Consider the following 15,906-nt stretch of genomic DNA (forward strand, 5'->3'; position numbering starts at 1 on the left):
CTCGCGCGCCAGCGCCAGGTCGGGCCGCGGGGGCGGCGTGGCGAGCGCGGCGCCCACCGGGTCCGGCCCCGGCCCGTGGACGAGCGCGACCGCCACCTCCCGCCCGCCGAGGCGGGGCGGGCGGAAGGGCCCCGGGGTGGTGGCGGAGGAAGCGGGCGGCTGCGGCACGCCCGCATCCTACCAGCCCCGCGGCCGGCGTCGCAGCCATGCGGCCCCGTTCCGCAATGGCTTTGCGTTTTGCCTGCCGCCGCCGCATCGGCTAGTGTCGGGGCATGATCGAGCCCACCGGACCGCATCGCGGCGGCGCGTCGCCCTTTCCGCATGCCCGGCTTCTCCGCCCCGCCACCGCCCTGTTCGCCCTTGCCCTCCTCGGCGCCTGCGCGCGGGGGCAGCAGGCCTCGTTCTGGCCCTTCGGCGGGCGCGGCGCGGCGGACCCCGCGGCGGCCGCGGCGGTGCCGGCAGTGCCGGGCGACCCGGTGGTGGCCTTCGCCGCGCGCGCGCAGCCCGGCACCTCGGACCGGGTGACGCTGCCGGGCGGGCAGGCGGCGACGGTGCGGCTGGTGCGCGCCTACCACTCCGCCAACGGGCGCGAATGCCGCGAGGTGCGGGTGGCCGCCGGCCTGGCGGAACGCGCGCGCATCGTCTGCGCCGCCGAGGGCGGCTGGGCGGAGGCGCGCCCGCTGCTGCGCGGCGGCGGCGCGACCAGGCCGTGAGCACCACCGCCGGGCCCGGGGCCGCCGAGGACCCCGCCGGCACGCCCGGTCTGCTGCACGGCTTCGTGGTGCAGGGCCGCGTGATCCACGCGCTGGTCCTGCGCGAGCTGCAGACGCGCTTCGGGCGCAGCCAGATCGGCTTCCTCTGGCTGTTCGTCGAGCCGCTGATGCTTGCCTCCGCGATCGGCCTGCTGCACTGGCTGGCCGACCACCGGAAGGGCGCGGGCATCCCGGTCTTCCTGTTCTACCTCATCGGCTACACGCCCTTCTTCGCCTTCCGCGCCATCATCAGCCGCGCGCCGAGCGCCTTCCACAGCAACATGACGCTGATGTACCACCGCCAGGTCCGGCTGTTCGACATCGTGCTGGCGCGGCACCTGCTGGAAGCGGGCGCGGTGCTGACGGTGACGGTGGCGATCGTCGTCGGCACGGCGCTGGTGATGGAGACGCTGCCGCCGTCCCTGCCGGCGCTGGCGGGGGGGATCGTGCTGCTGGTGTTCTACGCGCACGGGCTCGGCATGCTCGCCGCGGCCGCCGCCTCGGTCTCCGACGTGGCGGAGCGGATGATCCACCCGCTGGTCTACCTGTCCCTGCCGTTGTCCGGCGCCTTCTTCGCCCTGCACCACATGCCGCCGTCCTTCCGCGCCCTGGTGCTGTGGAACCCGCAGGCGAACCTGCACGAGATGGTGCGGGACGGCATGTTCGGCGACGTGCTGCCGGCCTATTACGACGTGCCCTACGTGCTGGGCGCCGTCGCGCTGGTGAACCTGCTGGGCATGGCGGCGCTGCGCGCCGTGCGCCCGCGGCTCGAATTCTGAGGGCGCGATGATCCTGCTGGACCGCGTCAGCAAGCACTACCCCCTGCGCGGCGGGCGGCAGAAGCTCGTGCTGAACGAGGTGTCGGGCGTCATCAACCGCGGCGACGCCATCGGCATCCTCGGGCGGAACGGCGCGGGCAAGTCCACGCTGATGCGGATGCTCGGCGGGGTCGAGTACCCGAATTCCGGCAGGATCGAGCGGCGGATGTCGGTGTCCTGGCCGCTGGCGAACGGCATCGGCGTGCAGGCCTCGATGTCGGGCGCGGACAATGCGCGCTTCGTGGCGCGCATCTACGCGCAGCCCGTGCGCCAGGTGCTGGACTTCGTCGAGACCTTCGCCGAGCTGGGCCCCTACCTCAACATGCCGGTCAAGACCTACTCCTCGGGCATGATGGGGCGGCTGCTCTTCGCCATGTCGCTGGCGGTCGACTTCGACTGCTACCTGATCGACGAGGCGACCAGCGCCGGCGACCAGCGCTTCGTCGCCCGCGCGCGGCAGGCGCTGTCCGACCGGCTGCGCAGCCGGACCGTGGTGATGGTGAGCCACAGCGCCGCGCATATCCGCAGCTTCTGCCGCACGGCCGCGGTGCTGAACGACGGCGCCCTGACCTTCTTCGAGGACCTTGATGAAGCTATCGCCACCTACGAGGCCCTCTGAGGCCCTCGCGGCGAGCCCCGTCACGCTGACGGGGCCCGCCCCGGGCCCGCCCGCCATGCCGGCCGCGCCCGCCGCGGTGCCGCTGGCGGCGCCGCGGCCGCGCCGGCGGCGGCTCGGCACGCTCGGCTGGTTCGCGCTGCTGGTGCTGCTGCCCACGCTGCTGGTCGGCGCCTACTACGCCACCGTCGCGGCCGACCTCTTCGAATCCGAGGCCCGCTTCCAGGTGCGCGGCCGCGGCCCCTCCTCATCCTCGTCGGGCGCGGGGGCGCTGGCGGGCATGATGGGCGGCGGCATTCCCGGCGCGCTGCGCCCGGGCGGCGAGGAGGCGCAGGCGGTCGCGCAGTTCGTCGACAGCTTCGACGCGGTGGCCGGCTTGCGCCGCACGCTGGACCTGGTGGGCGTCTGGCGCCGGCCGGAAGCCGACCCGCTGTCCATGCTGTGGTGGGAGGAGCCGGAGGCGGAACGCCTGCTGCGCTACTACCGCCGCCGCGTGAAGCTCGACTACGACATCGAGACGGGGGTCAGCACGCTGCGCGTGCAGGCCTTCCGCCCCGCCGATGCGCAGCAGGTGGCGCAGGAGCTGCTGCGGATGGCGGAGGAGCTGGTGAACCGCTTCTCCCAGCGGTCCATCCAGGACCAGCTGCGCGTCGCCCGCCAGGATGTCGCGACGGCCGAGGCCCGCGTGCTGGCCGCGCGGGACGCGCTGGCCGCCTTCCGCGAGCGGGAGCAGGCGCTCGACCCGACCCGCAGCGCGGGCGCCGCGCTCGAGACCATCAGCCGCCTGGAAGCCGCGCTGGCCCAGGCTCGGGCGGAGCTGCAGGAACGCCGCGCCTTCATGCGGCCCGACAACCCGCAGATCCAGGTGCTGACCAACCGCATCTCCGCGCTCCAGGCGCAGATCGCGGTGGAGCGCGGCCGCACCACCCGCGGGGACGAGGCGCTGACCCAGCAGGTCGCGGGCTATGAGCGGCTCCAGCTCGAACGCGAATTCGCGGACCGCCAGCTCGCCTCCGCCACCGCGTCGCTCGAACAGGCGCGGTCCGACGCGCTGCGCCAGCAGGTCTTCCTGATGCGCGTCGCCGAACCCCACCTGCCCGAACGCGCGCTCTACCCCAAGGGCCTGTTCAACACGCTCACCGTCCTGGTCGGCCTCTCGGTGCTGTTCGGCATCTGCTGGCTGCTGGTCGCCGGTGCCCGCGAGCATGCGAGCTGAGATGCTGCACATCCCCTTCCGGCCCATCGCCCTCCTCCTCGTCCTCGTCCTCGCCGCCCCCGCGGCGGCGCAGGTCGCGCCCCCCGCCCTGCCGCGCGGCGTGCCCGGCAGCCTCGGCGCGGGGGCGATCTCGCAGCTGCTGAACCGTGGCGACCCGACGACGGAGGTGCGGCCGGGCACCGCCACCCAGGCCGAGGGCGGGCCCGTGGCCTTCGGCCCGATCGGCGACCCGACGCGGCCGGGCGGGCCCGCCACCGCGGTCTTCGGCGCCAGCCTGTTCACCCGCGGCGCGCCGCAGCCGACCGACACGCCGAACCCGAACTACCGCCTCGCGCCCGGGGACCGCGTGTCCATCACCACCTGGGGCTTCGTCGAGGGATCGACCGTCTCGGCCGTGGACAACGACGGCAACGTCTTCCTGCCCCAGGTCGGCCCGATCCGCCTGGCCGGCACCCGCGCGGGCGACATCCAGCGCGTGGTGGAAGGGGAGGTCCGGCGCGTCTATTCCCAGCAGGTGCAGGTCTACGCCACCGTGCTGAACACCGGGCAGCTCGGCGTCTTCGTCACCGGCTTCGTCCGCCAGCCCGGCCGCCACATCGGCGTCGCCGCCGACAGCGTGCTGGACTTCCTGTCGCGCGCGGGGGGCATCGACCCCGGGCGCGGGTCCTTCCGCGACATCACGCTGAACCGCGGCGGGCGGGCGGTGGCGCGGATCGACCTCTACCGCTTCCTGCTGACCGGCGAACTGCCGCAGGTCCAGCTGCAGCAGGGCGACACGCTGGTGGTCGCGGCGCAGGGCGCGATGGTCGGCGTGGACGGCGCGGTGCGGAACAACTTCCTGTTCGAGGTGTCCGGCCGCGCCATGCCGGGGGCGGAGCTGCTGCGCCTCGCCTCGCCCCTGCCGGCGGCCACCAACGCGGTGATCCGCGGCACGCGGAACGGCCAGCCCTTCTCCCGCTACGCCACGGTGCGCGAACTCGGCGCCATCCAGCTGCTCGACCAGGACGTGGTGAGCTTCATCACCGACGCGCCGGCGCAGACCGTCCGCGTCTCGATCGAGGGCAGCCGCATCGGGCCGTCGGTGCTGATCGCCGACCGCGACACCTCGCTCTGCACGCTGCTCGACCATGTGGCGGTGGACCCGGCGCTGGCGAACACGCGCGGCGTCTTCCTGCTGCGCCCGACCCTGGCCGCGCAGCAGCAGCGCACCATCAACGAGGCGCTGGACCGGCTGGAGCGGCAGTTGTTCCTCGCCATCTCGCCGACCACGGGGGTGGCGGAGATCCGCGCCTCGGAGGCGAACCTGGTCGCGAGCTACATCCAGCGCGCCCGCCGCACCCAGCCCGAGGGCCGGCTGGTGGTGACCGACCGCACCGGGCGCTGCGCCGATGTGCGGATGCAGGACGGCGACGTCGTCGTCATCCCCGAACGCGTCCAGACCGTGCTGGTCAGCGGCGAGGTCCGCGCGCCGCAGGCGGTGGTGTGGCGCCCGAACCTGCGCATCCCCGACTACGTCGCCGCCGCGGGCGGCTTCGCCGAACGGGGCGAGAGCGCGCAGATCATGATCCGCCGCGCGAGCGGCGAGCTGGTGCTGGACCCGGAGGAAGGCCCCGCGCCGGGCGACGAGCTGATCGCGCTGCCGCGGCTGGACCCGAAGAACTTCCAGATCGCCCGCGACCTGCTGAGCCTGATCTTCCAGAGCGCGCTGTCGGCGCGCGTCTTCATGAATTGACAGGGCCCCGGGCCGCCCCTCCCTTCCCGTAGGAGGGGCGGCGCCCGCTACGCCGGCTCGGGCCAGACGAAGCGCAACCGCTCCAGGAAGTCGAGCCGCGCGGCCACATCCCCCGCCCGGCAGGCCATCAGCGCCACCACGCCCACGCCGGCCTGCCGCCCATCTCCCAGCTCTGCCGCCGGGGCCTCGACCGCGATCTCCAGCGCCGGGCCGGCCGAGGTCACCTCCACCGCCGCGACAGGCCGGGCGCCGGCCGGCACATCCAGCGCCAGCGGGTCGTCGCCATCCACGCGGATCGTCACGCGCTGCGCCGCCTCCGCCCCGCGCAGCGCCAGATGCAGGCGCAGCGCCGTGCCCTCCGCCACGTCGAGCGGCAGGCGCAGCAGGGCGCGGCCGGGCCGTGTCCAGCAGCCCCACTCCTCCGGCGCGTGCCAGGAGGGGCCTTCCCGCAGCAGGTCGGCCCAGGCCATCGCCGGTTCCGGCCGCGCCCGCCCGACCAGGCCGAGCCGGTGCACCAGCGCCAGCGGCGGCGCGGCCGGTGCGGCGCGGGCCGGCGCGGCGGAGGCGAGGCGGAGCAGCAGCGCGTCCGACACGTCGCGCCAGCTCCGCAGCCGCAGCCCGGCCGCGATCCGCGCCTCCTGCGCGGCGCGGAAGCCGGGGTCGTCCACCAGCCGCTCGACCAGGGCGAGGAATTCCGGCTCGCTGCCCGGGGCGAAATGCAGGGCGAGGCCGGCGCCCGATTCCAGCAGGCCGCTGTGGCCGGGCGCCACCACCACCTTGCCCGCCGCCAGCGCCTCGGTCACCGGCAGGCCCCAGCCCTCATGGGCGGAGTTGTAGAGCGTGAACAGCGCGCCCCGCAGCAGCCCGGCCAGCACGCCGTCCGGCACGTCGTCCAGCCGCACCACGCGCCCTGCGAAGGCGGGCGCGCGCGCCAGCAGCGCCAGCGCCGGGCCGGCGCCGAACCCCTCGCGCCCCACCAGCACCAGGCGCGGCACGGCGCCCCCGCGCCGGCGCAGCAGCGTCGCCCAGGCGTTCAGGACGAAGATGTGGTCCTTGCGGCTTTCCACAGTGGCGACGAACAGGATGTAGGGCTCCCCCGCCAGCGCCACCGCCCCGGCATGGGGCGCCGCGGGCGGGGCGGGCGTCGGCGCCGCATCCAGGGGCAGCAGCGCGACCGGGGCCGCCGGCAGGCCGGGCAGGCAGGCTTCCTGCAACCGTGCCAGGTCGTGCGCCGTCGCCCCGGACACGGCCAGCACCAGGTCGGCGGTGACGCCGAGCGAGGCGATCCAGCGGGCGAAGCGCGCCGCCGTCTCGGGCGGGGAGTGTTCGGGCACCACCACCGGGCCGCAGTCATGCAGCAGCGCGGCGTGGCGGATGCCATGCCGCGCGCGCGCGTCGCGCACCGCCCGCTGGTAGTCCGCCAGCCACCAGGAGGAGCCGGGATTGACCAGCCAGTCGCCTTCGGCGAAGGCGAGGTCGGGCGCCGCTTCCACCGCGTCGCGCGCGCGCACCACCGCTTCCCGCCAGGCGGGGTCGGCGGGGTCGGTGCCGCCGCGCGACAGCGCGACGAGGCGGCGGAAGATCTCCCGCGGGAGCGGGCGCCAGGTGCCGCGGCCGGGCTGGAACACCGCCAGCCGCACGGCCGCCGGCGCGCCGTCCCGCAGGGCGGGGCCCGCGATCTCAATCTGCACGCGCTGGATGCCGGTGGGCGCGCGCGCGCCCTCGAACCAGGACATCAGGTCCGAGAGGTCGAGCACCACGCGCAGCCCCCCCGCGGAGGTGGGCGCGCCGTCCTCCGCGCCGGGCCGGACCAGCAGGACCGACACCTCCTGCCAGGCCGCCTCGCTCGCCGGGTCGATCTCCAGCGCGGCGGCATAGGCGGCGCGCGCGCCGCCGAGGTCCCCCGCGCGCTTCAGCGCATGCCCGATCTGGATCTTCAGGTCGGCGTCGTCCGGCAGCCCCGCTTCCGCCCGGCGGTAGGAGGCCAGCGCGCCGAGCGGGTCGCCGGCTTCCTTCACGCAGTGGCCGTGCTGCACCCAGATCGGCCAGTCCCGCGGGTGGCGCGCGAGCCAGGCGGCGTAGCCCGCCGCCGCGGCCGCCCACTGGCCCAGGTCGCGGTGGCGGTCGGCGTCCTGCAGCAGCACCGTGCCGTCCCGCGGCCCTTCGCCGTCCATCGCCCTCGCATCTCCTGCCGTCCCGACCGGGGCGGCAGGCTACACCAGGACGCCGCGCGGCGTAACGCGCCGTCAGGCGCGGCCGTAGGTGTCCTCGATGCGGACGATGTCGTCCTCGCCGAGATAGGAGCCGGACTGCACCTCGATCAGGGTCAGCGGGATCATCCCCGGATTCTCCATCCGGTGCACGCAGCCGAGCGGGAGGTAGACGCTCTCGTTCTCCCGCAGGAGGATGCGTTCGCCGTCGCGCTCGACGATGGCGGTGCCGGCCACCACCACCCAGTGCTCCGCGCGATGGTAGTGCTTCTGCAGGCTCAGCTTGGCGCCCGGCCGCACGATGATCTTCTTCACCTGGAAGCGCGTGCCATGCGCCACGCCCTCGTAGGACCCCCAGGGGCGATAGACGCGGCGATGCTCCGCCGCTTCCTTGTGGCCGGCCTTCTTCAACTGCTCGACCATCGCCTTCACGTCCTGCGCGCGGTCGCGGTGGCAGGCCAGCACGGCGTCGTCGGTCACCACCAGCACCACGTCCTCCAGGCCGACCACCGCCGTCAGGATGCCTTCCGACCGCACGTAGCAGCCCTTCGCGCCCAGCGTCGCGACAGGCCCCATCGTGGCGTTGCCCTCCGCGTCCTTCTCCGCGATCTCCCAAAGCGATCCCCAGGAGCCGACATCGGACCACCCCGGATCGCAGGGCACCACGGCGGCCAGCGCCGTGCGTTCCATCACCGCATGGTCGATGGAGATCGACGGCGCATCCGCGAAGCCCGCGCCGAGCCGGACGAAGCCCAGGTCCCGCGTGCCTTCGGCCACCGCGCCGCGGGCGGCGGCCAGCACGCCCGGCGCGTGGCGGGCAAGCTCGGCCAGCAGCGTCCCGGCGGTGGCCACGAACATGCCGCTGTTCCACAGGTGCCGCCCGCCGGCGAGGAAGCGCGCCGCGGTGGCGGCATCCGGCTTCTCGACGAAGCGGGCCACGTCCAGCACGCCCTCGACGCCCGGCAGGGCGGCGCCGGCCTCGATGTAGCCGTAGCCCGTCTCGGGCGCGGTCGGGCGGATGCCGAAGGTGGCGATGCGGCCGGCGCGCGCCGCGACCGCCGCGGCATCCAGCGCGCGGCGCAGCGCGGGCACGTCCTTCACCGCCGCATCGGCGGCCATGATCCACAGCACGGCATCGGGCGTCGCCTCCCCCACCAGCACGGCGGCGGCGGCGATGGCGGCGGCGCTGTTGCGCGCGGCGGGTTCCAGCACGATGCGCGCGCCCTCCGCCCCCGCCTCGCGCAGCTGTTCGGCCACCAGGAAGCGGTGCGCCTCCCCGCAGACCACGACGGGGGGCGCGAAGCCCGGCGCGCGGGCGCGGGCCGCGGTCTCCTGCAGCATCGTCCCGCCCGCGACCAGCGGCCAGAACTGCTTCGGATAGGCTTCGCGGGACAGCGGCCAGAGGCGCGTCCCCGTGCCGCCGGAGAGGATGACGGGAACGATCGGCTCGGCGGGCGAAGGCGGCATGGATGCGGGAACCCCGGGGAGGAATGGCGGCCGGGCCGGTATGTCGCAGGGCTGCGGAAAAAAAAAGGCGGGCGCGGGGTGGAATGATGAAGCCGCCGCCCGGCTATTCGGCCGCCACCTTCAGCGGCGCGGGCTGCGCGGCGGCCAGGCCCGGCACCGCGCGGTCCCGCCCGGCGCGCTTCGCCTCGTAGAGCGCGGCATCCGCCACCTCCACCACGCGGGCGACCTGGTCGCCATGCTCGGGCCAGGCGGCGACGCCGATGGAGACGGTGACCGGCGGCAGCGCGCTGTCCGCCCTCTCGTGCAGCGCGCGTACCATCGCGCAGATCTCCTGCGCGCGCAGCAGCGCATCGGCCGCCCCGCAGTCCGGCATCAGCACCATCAGCTCCTCGCCGCCGTAGCGGCAGGCGATGTCCATCCGGCGCAGCCGCGCCAGCAGCATCGCGCCGACCTCGCGCAGGACGGCATCGCCCATGGCGTGGCCGTAGCGGTCGTTGACCTGCTTGAAGTGGTCGAGGTCGAGCATGAGAACCGCGATCGGCGCCTTGCGTCGTTCCGCATGCGCCACCATCCGCGGCAGCGTCTCCTCCAGGAAGCGGCGGTTGTAGAGGCCGGTCAGCTCGTCCCGCAGCGCCTGGTTCCGCAGCTTCTCCCGCAGCGCGAGGTTGGCGAGGGAGAGCGACACGCCGTCGGCCAGCGCCTGCGCCAGCTCCCCCTTTTCGCCCATCGTGCCGGCATGGCCCTGCGGCGGCAGGAACTGCAGCACGCCATAGACCTCGCCCCGCGCCTGCATCGGCACGCAGAGGCAGCAGGCCCCGCCCTCCGCCGCGTGGTCGCAGCGCAGGCCGATGCCGGTGCCGCAGCCATGCGGGCGTCCGCGCTTCAGCGCCCAGCAGTCGTTCGGCGCGAAATGGTCGGGCATCGCCGGCGCCGGCGCCCCGCCCCCGCCCCAGGCGCCCATCAGGTCCAGCCGGTCGCGGGAATTGTTGAACACGTAGAAGGCGCCGCCGAGATCCGGCAGCAGGTCCTGCGCGGTGTGCGCCACCACGCGCTTCACGTCCTCGGGCGAGAGGCTGCTCTGCAACAGCTCCCCCATGCTGAACAGCGTGCCGACCTGCCGGCCGCGGCGGTCCATGTCCTGCCGCGCCGACACCGCGGCCGCGTGCTGCCGCCACAGCAGCACCAGCACCACCAGCATCATCGACATCATCGCCGCCGCGCTGGCGCTGATGAGCCCGAGCCCGACCAGCTGGCCCTGGCGCAGGTCGTGCTCCCGCGCCACGATTTCCGCCCGGCGCAGGCGCCTGAATTCGTCGAGCGTGCCGCGGATGCGCGCCTCGGCCGCGGCATCGCCGTGCTGGCGCGCCAGTTCCGTCGCGGCGGACAGGCCAAGGTCCTCGTAGGTGGCGGCCACCTGGCCCTGCACGCGCAGCAGGTGTTCCAGCGCGGCGCCGAGCGGGGAGAGCCGGGCCGAGAGCAGCGGCTCCTCCAGCCCGCCCGCCAGTTCCCGCCCGGTGGTCTCCAGCGCGTCGCGCGCGCGGCGCGCGGCGTCGCGGTCGTCCTGCCGGCCGGACAGGATCCAGCTGCGCTGCGCCGCCTGCGAATCGGCCAGCAGCAGCAGCAGGGTCTGCGCCCCGTCATGCTCCGCTTCCAGCCGCACCGCGTCGCGCTGGGCATCCACGACGTAGTGGTAGGACAGGACGGCCGAGGTGGCGCCGAAGGCGGTGACGAGGGCGAGGGCGAGGCCGAGGAGGGCGGCCTGGGCACGGCGGGTGGCGGGGCGCAGCTGCATGGCGCGCAGGATGTGATCACGAAGCTGAGCGCCGAGTTAACGACCGTTGTACCGAAAGATCGAACCTTCACCCGGCGCCGAGGCGCACCCGCGCGGTTGCCGGGCGGCATGGCCGCGCGCTACGCATGGCGGATACGCCGGACGGGCCGTGCAAGGCCCGCCGGAGACAGGGAGACGTCACCGATGCGCCGCATGCTGTCCCGCCCGTTCCAGGCCACGCTCCCGCGTCGCGCCGCGCTCGGCCTCGGCGCCGGGCTGCTCGCCGCGCCGGGGGTGCGGGCGCAGGGCGCGGGCGGCCGCTTCCCCGACCGGCCCGTGCGGCTGCTGGTGCCCTGGGCGGCCGGCGGCACCACGGACATCCAGATGCGGGCGCTCGCCGAGCAGGCCTCCCGCCGCCTCGGCCAGCCGGTGATCGTGGAGAACCGGCCCGGCGCGGGCGGCGTGCTGGCGGCGCAGCAGCTGCTGAACGAGAGGCCAGACGGCCATGTGCTGGCGCAGATGCCGATCAGCGTCTTCCGCCACCCGCAGATGGCGCAGCGCGCGCTGTTCAACCCGCTCGAGGACTTCACCTGGGTCATCCACGTCACCGGCTACCTGTTCGGCATCGTGGTGAAGGCGGATGCGCCCTGGCGGACGCTGGCGCAGTTCCTGGACCATGCGAAGGCCAATCCGGGGCGCATCAACTACGGCACGCCCGGGGTCGGCACCTCGCTGCACATCACGATGGAGCAGATCGCCGCCGCGCGGGGGATCGAGTGGACGCATGTGCCCTTCCGCGGCTGGGCGGAGAATGCGCAGTCCCTGCTCGGCGGGCAGATCCATGCCAGCGCCGACAGCTCCGGCTGGGCGGACCTGGTGCAGTCCGGCCAGATGCGCCTGCTGGCGACCTGGGGGGCGGAGCGCGCGAAGCGCTTCCCCGACGTGCCGACCCTGCGGGAGAGCGGGATCGACATCGTCTCCGCCTCGCCCTACGGCCTGGCCGGCCCGAAGGGGATGAACCCGGAGGTGGTGCGCGTCCTGCACGACGCCTTCCGCGAGGCGCTGTTCGACCCCGCCCATGTCGGCATCCTGGACCGCTTCGACATGGCGCCGATGCATATGGGCCCGGACGAATACGCCGCCTTCGCCCGCCGCACCTTCCAGGAGGAGGGCGAGATGATCCGGCGGATGGGCCTGCGGCTGTGACCGCCGCGTGACGCCCGTCGCCCATCTCCGCTGCGGCGACGACCTGCGCGCGCGGCTGCCGGCGGCGGGCTGGGCGGGGGAGTATCTCGCCATCTCCGACCCGGTCTGCGTCGGCCCGGTGGGGGAGGGGGAGGCGATGGCCTATCTCGGCGCCCGCGCCCGCTTCGTCGCGCGCCATGCCGGGGTGGATGCGGCGGAGGCGCGGCGCAGGCTCGGCGCCGAATACGCCGCGCTCGACGGGCTGGCGCGCTTCGGGCGCGTGATCCTGTGGTTCGAGCACGACCTGTGGGACCAGGCCGTGCTGATCCGGGTGCTGTCGCTGCTGGCCAACCGCGCGCCGCTGGCGGGGAAGCTGTTCCGCATGCCGGCGGACGGGCGGCGCCCCTTCGCCCACCTGCCCGATTCCGAACTCGCCGCGCTGGAGCCGCTGCCGCTCTCCCCGCTCGAGATCGAGCTGGGCGCCGAGGCGTGGGAGGCCTTCGCCGCGCCGGACCCGACCGCGCTCGACCGGCTGTCGCGGCGGGCGCTGGCGCTGCCGCACCTGGCGGCTGCGATGCGGCGGCACCTGCAGGACCTGCCCTGGCGGACCGACGGGCTGGCGCTGACCGAGAGGCAGATGCTGCGCGCGGTGGCCGACGGCGCGGCGGGGCTTGAGGAGGCGCTCGCCGCGCAGCACGCCGCCGATGCGGTCTTCCCGGTGACCGACCTGATCCTGCGCGACATCCATCGCCGCCTGTCGGACGGGCCGCGGCGGCTGCTTGCGCCCGATGCGCCCTGGCGGCTGACCGAACGCGGCGCGGCGGTGCTGGCGGGGGCCGAGCGCCACCGCCCGCCGCCGCGCTTCCAGGGCGGCGTCGCGGTCGGGCCGGACGCGCCCTGGCAGTGGGACCCGCGGGCGGCCGGCGTCCTGTCCCGCTCAGCGTAGGGCGACGGGGAAGCGCAGCTCCGTCACCGTGCCGGCGCCCTCGGGGCCGGGGGTGCGCGCGAAGGTGCCCCGCAGCTGCGCCGCCAGCCCCGCCAGCAGACGGGAGCCGAGGCCGGAGCCCGGCGCGCGCGGCGCCGAGGGCGGGCCCTGCATCACCCCTTCCTCCGGCAGGCCGATGCCGTCATCGACGACGGTCAGCACGAAATCCGCCCCATCCCGCGCGAAGCGCACCCGCAGCCTGCCGGGGCGGTCTTCCGGGAAGGCGTATTTCATCGCGTTCGTCACCGTCTCGTTCAGCACGAGCCCGAGCGGCACGGCGCGCTCGCTCGCCAGCGGATGCGCCTCGGCCTCCACCGCCAGGGTGATGGGGCGCAGCCCCTCGCCGAACTGCGACGCCTCGATGTCGGCGCAGAGGCCGCCGATGAAGTCGCGCGTGTCCACCGTCGCGACCTCCGTGCCGGCATCGGGCCCGTCCTCCACCGCCAGCCGGGTATGCACGCGCGCCAGCGCCAGCGCGTGCTCCGCCGCCTCCCGCAGGGCTTCCCGCGCGATGTCGGACGGCGCGGCGCGCGCGCGCAGCATCAGCAGCCCGACCAGCGCGCCCAGGTCGTTGCGGGTGCGGTGGCGGAATTCCCGCAGCATCAGCATGCGGGACCGCTCGGACCGGTCGAGCCGGGCATGGGCGGAGGCGAGTTCGGCATAGGCCGCCTGCAGCCGTTCCACCGCGCGGTGCAGCGCCTCGGTCACCGTCGCGATGGACAGGGCCACCACAACGAAGAGCCCGAGCAGGACGAGGCTGCGCGGGTCCTCCACCCGCAGCGACCCGGTCGGCGGGATGTAGAACCACAGGCCCAGCAGGGCGGAGAGTCCCGTCGCCAGGATGCCGCTGCCACGGTCGAACAGGGCGGAGGCGGCCAGGACCGCCATGAGGAAATGGGCGAAGGGATAGCCCGGCGGCAGCAGCGGCGCCGCCGCTTCGCGCAGCCCGAAGGCGGCCAGCACCAGCACCGCCGACAGCGCGTAGCGGGCGGAGGTTGGCAGGGCGCGGCTGCGCTGGAAGAACTTGGGGATGAGCCCGGTCGGTGGCATGGCCGGGCAGTAACGGGCCAGCAAGGCCGCGGCTTTCCGCGGCACCCAGCCTTGTGATGCCCGCCGGGCGGGGCTTCAGCGCAGCCCGGCGAAGAATGCCTTCAGCAGCGCCGCCGCCTCGCTCTCCCGCACGCCGCCGACCACTTCGGGCGCGTGGTGGCAGGTGGGCAGGGCGTAGAGCCGCGGGCCGTGCTCCACCCCGCCGCCCTTCGGGTCATAGGCGCCGAAGACCACGCGCCGCAGGCGGAAGAAGCTCGCGGCCTGCGCGCACATCGGGCAGGGCTCCAGCGTCACCCACAGCGTGGCCGCGGGCAGCAGCTTGTCGCCGGCCGCGGCCGCGGCGGCGCGGAGCGCCAGCATCTCGGCATGGGCCGAGGGGTCGCGCCGGGCCTCCACCTCGTTCCCCGCCCGCGCCAGCACCCGGCCGGCGGCATCCGTCACCACCGCGCCGACCGGCACCTCGCCCCGCGCGGCGGCGGCGCGGGCCTCCTCCAGGGCCTGTTCCATGGGCGACATGGGGCGATGCTTGCCGCGACCGGGGGCGGAGGTCTAGCAAGCCGGGATGAAAAGCCGTCCCGTCATCGGTGTGACCCTCGATTCGGAGCCGGCCGGAGGCTGGTCGAAGCTGCCCTGGTACGCGCTGCGGCAGAACTACTTCTCCGCCGTGATCGAGGCGGGGGGCCTGCCGGTGGCGCTGCCGCACCACCCGGACCTGGCGGGGGACTACCTCGACGCGGTGGACGGCCTGCTGGTCACCGGCGGGGCCTTCGACGTGGACCCCGCGCTCTGGGGTGGCGGCGCGCCGCATCCGAAGGTCACGCTGAAGCCCGGCCGCACCGACTTCGAACTGGCCGCCACGCGGGAGGCGCTGCGGCGCGACATGCCCGTCCTCGGCATCTGCGGCGGGCAGCAGCTCCTCGCGGTGGCCTTCGGCGGCACGCTGGTGCAGCACATCCCGGACGAGGTGCCGGGCGCGCTGGCGCATGAGCAGCCGAACCCGCGGACGGAGCCCGGGCACGAGGTTGAGGTCGCGCCCGGCACGCTGCTGGCGCGCATCGTCGGCGCGCCGCGGCTGGCGGTGAATTCGGCGCACCACCAGGCGGTGGCGACGCCGGGGGCGGGCGCGGTGGTCAGCGCCGTCGCCCCCGACGGCGTGGTGGAGGGCATCGAGCATCCCGCCCACCGCTTCGCGCTCGGCGTGCAGTGGCACCCGGAATATGCGGTGGACCCGCGCGACCCCGCGATCTTCCGCGCCTTCGTCGCGGCCTGCCGGGCGGGACGTGCGGGACGTGCAGCGGAGGCCGCGGAATGAGCGACGTGGACGGGGCCGAGGACGCGCCGGAGCGCGGCGAGCGGATCGCGAAGTTCCTCGCGCGCTGCGGCGTCGCGTCCCGCCGGGACGCCGAGAAGCTGATCGCCGAGGGCAAGGTGAAGCTCAACGGCAAGGCGGTGGCGGGGCCGGCCACCTTCGTCGCCCCGGGCGACCGGGTGGCGGTGGAGGGCAAGGCCGTGACGCCGCCCGAGCGCACGCGGCTGTTCCGCCACCACAAGCCCGACGGGCTGGTCACCACCCACCGCGACCCGCAGGGCCGCCCGACCGTGTTCGAGCGCCTGCCCCCCGCCATCGGCCGCGTCGTGTCCATCGGCCGGCTCGACCTGACGAGCGAAGGGCTGCTGCTGCTGACCAATGACGGCGCGCTGGCGCGCAAGCTGGAACTGCCATCCAACGGCTGGCTGCGGCGCTACCGCGTGCGCGTCTTCGGCCATGTGGACGAGAAGGCGCTGGCCGCGCTCGCCCGCGGCGTCACGATCGAGGGCGTGGCCTATGGCCCGATCGAGGCCGGGCTCGATTCCCGCCAGGGCGCCAATGCCTGGCTGACGGTGAGCCTGAAGGAGGGCAAGAACCGCGAGATCCGGCGCGTCATGGCGCATCTCGGCCTGCAGGTCACGCGGCTGATCCGCACCGCCTACGGGCCCTTCCAGCTCGGCCAGCTGCCGAAGGGCGCGGTGGAGGAGGTTCATCCGAAGGTGCTGCGCGAACAGCTCGGCATCGGGGAGACGCCGGCCAAGCGCCAGCGCGGGGCGCAGCGGGCGGCCGAGGCGG

At 75.0% G+C, this 15,906-nt stretch carries 14 protein-coding genes; 9 read left to right on the forward strand and 5 right to left on the reverse strand.

The annotated features are described in order from the left end of the window. The first annotated feature begins 272 nt into the window (after positions 1-272). The 5 genes from ACK8OX_RS24690 to ACK8OX_RS24710 are packed head-to-tail and all read left to right on the forward strand — an operon-like array spanning position 273 to position 5,134. Complete coding sequence (locus ACK8OX_RS24690) at positions 273-713, forward strand: hypothetical protein (RefSeq protein ID WP_430666946.1); 441 nt, start codon at positions 273-275, stop codon at positions 711-713. Further along, complete coding sequence (locus ACK8OX_RS24695) at positions 710-1,531, forward strand: ABC transporter permease (RefSeq protein ID WP_430666947.1); 822 nt, start codon at positions 710-712, stop codon at positions 1,529-1,531. Before ACK8OX_RS24690 ends, ACK8OX_RS24695 begins: the two co-directional genes overlap by 4 nt. 7 nt (positions 1,532-1,538) lie before the next feature. Next, on the forward strand, positions 1,539-2,189 hold the full coding sequence (locus ACK8OX_RS24700) for an ABC transporter ATP-binding protein (RefSeq protein ID WP_430666948.1): 651 nt from the start codon (positions 1,539-1,541) through the stop codon (positions 2,187-2,189). A 55-nt stretch (positions 2,190-2,244) separates the two neighbouring features. Then, positions 2,245-3,402, forward strand: coding sequence for a capsule biosynthesis protein (locus ACK8OX_RS24705; protein ID WP_430666949.1), 1,158 nt, complete (start codon positions 2,245-2,247; stop codon positions 3,400-3,402). Position 3,403: 1 nt separating this feature from the next. Beyond that, a complete protein-coding gene (locus tag ACK8OX_RS24710) occupies positions 3,404-5,134 on the forward strand; it encodes a polysaccharide biosynthesis/export family protein (RefSeq protein ID WP_430666950.1) in 1,731 nt (576 codons plus the stop codon). A 47-nt stretch (positions 5,135-5,181) separates the two neighbouring features. Here the strand turns inward: ACK8OX_RS24710 and ACK8OX_RS24715 are convergent, their stop codons facing one another. From ACK8OX_RS24715 to ACK8OX_RS24725, 3 genes are all read right to left on the reverse strand, one after another. After that, positions 5,182-7,308 carry a glycosyltransferase gene (locus ACK8OX_RS24715; protein ID WP_430666951.1) on the reverse strand — a complete coding sequence of 709 codons (2,127 nt, stop codon included), beginning with the start codon at positions 7,306-7,308 and terminating at the stop codon, positions 5,182-5,184. A gap of 72 nt (positions 7,309-7,380) precedes the next feature. Beyond that, on the reverse strand, positions 7,381-8,811 hold the full coding sequence (locus tag ACK8OX_RS24720; protein ID WP_430666952.1) for a mannose-1-phosphate guanylyltransferase/mannose-6-phosphate isomerase: 1,431 nt from the start codon (positions 8,809-8,811) through the stop codon (positions 7,381-7,383). Between the two features lie 103 nt (positions 8,812-8,914). Continuing rightward, complete coding sequence (locus ACK8OX_RS24725) at positions 8,915-10,603, reverse strand: diguanylate cyclase (RefSeq protein WP_430666953.1); 1,689 nt, start codon at positions 10,601-10,603, stop codon at positions 8,915-8,917. A gap of 183 nt (positions 10,604-10,786) precedes the next feature. Here ACK8OX_RS24725 and ACK8OX_RS24730 point away from each other — a divergent pair, with 183 nt between their 5' ends. After that, a complete protein-coding gene (locus tag ACK8OX_RS24730) occupies positions 10,787-11,788 on the forward strand; it encodes a tripartite tricarboxylate transporter substrate binding protein (protein ID WP_430666954.1) in 1,002 nt (333 codons plus the stop codon). Positions 11,789-11,795: 7 nt separating this feature from the next. After that, positions 11,796-12,713: a DUF1835 domain-containing protein gene (locus tag ACK8OX_RS24735; RefSeq protein ID WP_430666955.1), complete on the forward strand. Its 918-nt coding sequence runs from the start codon at positions 11,796-11,798 to the stop codon at positions 12,711-12,713. Here the strand turns inward: ACK8OX_RS24735 and ACK8OX_RS24740 are convergent. Continuing rightward, positions 12,705-13,802 carry a sensor histidine kinase gene (locus ACK8OX_RS24740; RefSeq protein WP_430666957.1) on the reverse strand — a complete coding sequence of 366 codons (1,098 nt, stop codon included), beginning with the start codon at positions 13,800-13,802 and terminating at the stop codon, positions 12,705-12,707. The two genes, ACK8OX_RS24735 and ACK8OX_RS24740, sit on opposite strands and share 9 nt — an antisense overlap. Positions 13,803-13,877: 75 nt before the next feature. Beyond that, on the reverse strand, positions 13,878-14,309 hold the full coding sequence (locus tag ACK8OX_RS24745; RefSeq protein ID WP_430666958.1) for a nucleoside deaminase: 432 nt from the start codon (positions 14,307-14,309) through the stop codon (positions 13,878-13,880). Positions 14,310-14,364: 55 nt separating this feature from the next. Here ACK8OX_RS24745 and ACK8OX_RS24750 point away from each other — a divergent pair, with 55 nt between their 5' ends. Together ACK8OX_RS24750 and ACK8OX_RS24755 are read left to right on the forward strand one after the other, a co-directional pair. Next, on the forward strand, positions 14,365-15,114 hold the full coding sequence (locus ACK8OX_RS24750) for a gamma-glutamyl-gamma-aminobutyrate hydrolase family protein (RefSeq protein WP_430666959.1): 750 nt from the start codon (positions 14,365-14,367) through the stop codon (positions 15,112-15,114). Further along, positions 15,111-15,906 (forward strand): pseudouridine synthase (locus tag ACK8OX_RS24755; RefSeq protein WP_430666960.1); only part of this gene is annotated, 796 nt, incomplete at its 3' end. The genes ACK8OX_RS24750 and ACK8OX_RS24755, both read left to right, overlap by 4 nt.

This window comes from Falsiroseomonas sp. CW058 (genome assembly GCF_050563535.1).
Lineage (GTDB): Bacteria > Pseudomonadota > Alphaproteobacteria > Acetobacterales > Acetobacteraceae > Falsiroseomonas.